The 640-nt window shown below is 48.9% G+C and carries 1 pseudogene; it reads left to right on the plus strand.

Going from position 1 to position 640, the window contains the following annotated elements:
- Nucleotides 1-362: 362 nt before the first annotated feature.
- Nucleotides 363-640, plus strand: a pseudogene (locus ALO64_RS25870) (hypothetical protein); the annotation flags it as partial.

Here is a 640-nt window from a genome sequence, read left to right on the forward strand (position 1 = left end):
TTCAGAGGATACTTAGCTGCCATAAAGCACGGCGACGCCTGACGAATGTTGAGGCAGGTCCGGGCCGAGTGTTGGTAATCCGAGCGATTCACATTGCTTTCGCTGCTGCGAGCAATTACTCGTCCGTTTGCTCGCGACAGCCTTGCGCTTATGCTTGATCGTCTGCCTGTAGCCCTTTCTGCCTTAGCCCTATTCCTTGTCCCAAATCGTATGAAGATTTTTGGTTTGCTGCTGAACCTCTTTTTTTTCAGAGGGCTTGGTATCCGCAGGCCAGACGTGGAAAGATAGTGGCTAATTGGCATGGACGTCTGAGGCCCGCGTCCCTGCTCCATTGTTTGCTGCATAGCGGAAGGTGGCACGGCATGACGTCGCATATTACCCTCAGTCTTACTCATCTGTTGGCACAAAATAGTGGAGCCCCGTTTCTATTTATTGGTTCGGGATTCTCGAGGCGATATATTGGATTGGAGCAGTGGGATGAGCTACTCAAGAGATTTTGCAATGGTATAAAAGAGTTTGGTTATTACTCGTCTCAACATAATAAGGATATGCCAAAAGCTGCAAGTGAGATGGCGAGGGACTTTAATGATGTTTGGTGGAAGAGTGAGGAATTTTCCGAGTCTAGGGAAGCTCCGAGCAA

Origin of the sequence: Pseudomonas meliae (assembly GCF_001400515.1) — a bacterium.
Lineage (GTDB): Bacteria > Pseudomonadota > Gammaproteobacteria > Pseudomonadales > Pseudomonadaceae > Aquipseudomonas > Aquipseudomonas amygdali.